The sequence below is a fragment of the Helicobacter labetoulli genome (assembly GCF_003670275.1).
GTDB classification, from domain to species: Bacteria; Campylobacterota; Campylobacteria; order Campylobacterales; family Helicobacteraceae; genus Helicobacter_C; species Helicobacter_C labetoulli.
Genome location: NZ_QXJF01000042.1, coordinates 1 through 626, shown reverse-complemented (window position 1 = coordinate 626; position 626 = coordinate 1). Strand labels below are relative to the sequence as shown.

The following is a 626-nucleotide window of genomic DNA, read 5'->3' as shown; positions in this document are numbered from 1 at the left end:
GCGATTGCATTATATTTTTCAAGCTCTGGCAGCAGCTCACTATACTCGTGCTTTGTTTGTGTGGTTTGCGGTATAATGTTCGCATCGGTTTTAGCAATAGACGGCTCGGCTTTTATAGTCTGCTCTTGGTGTCCTTTTTGTGAGTTAAAACCGCCCTCGCTGATTTTAGTATTCAAGGGTGTGCTAGAGTCGCTAAAGCGTGGGATTAATTCTAATTCTAAGCTATACACTCTATTTTTATTTGTATCTAAACTTTCTTTTGTTGTAATCAAGGCATTAGCATTTTCTAACTCGCTATTTAATCTGTGTATAATTGCGTTTTTCTCTCCGCTTTTATGCGGTTCTGTCGCTTGTAGCTTCGCATTTTCAAACAATCTCTGTATATCTAGCACTGCCCTTAAATGCTCTTCTCTGCTAAATCCATTGTCTATACTTTTTTGTATCGCCTGTGGGCTTGTCATCTTTGAGAGAGATTTTAGAGACATATAGGCTTGCACTCCATCACTGCTTGTCATTGTTTGGTTAAATATAGGCTTTAATGCTTCTAGCATTTGTGTTTTTACTTGTTTTGTTGGGGCATTAAAATCTATTTCATTTAAAATGTTTGTAAATTTCTTGTTATAGTA

General features: G+C 36.7%; 1 protein-coding gene. It reads right to left on the bottom strand.

What is annotated here, in order from left to right; genetic code table 11:
- Positions 1 to 626: LPD3 domain-containing protein (locus EBF12_RS10985; RefSeq protein WP_121727675.1), on the bottom strand; the 626-nt coding region annotated here is incomplete at both ends.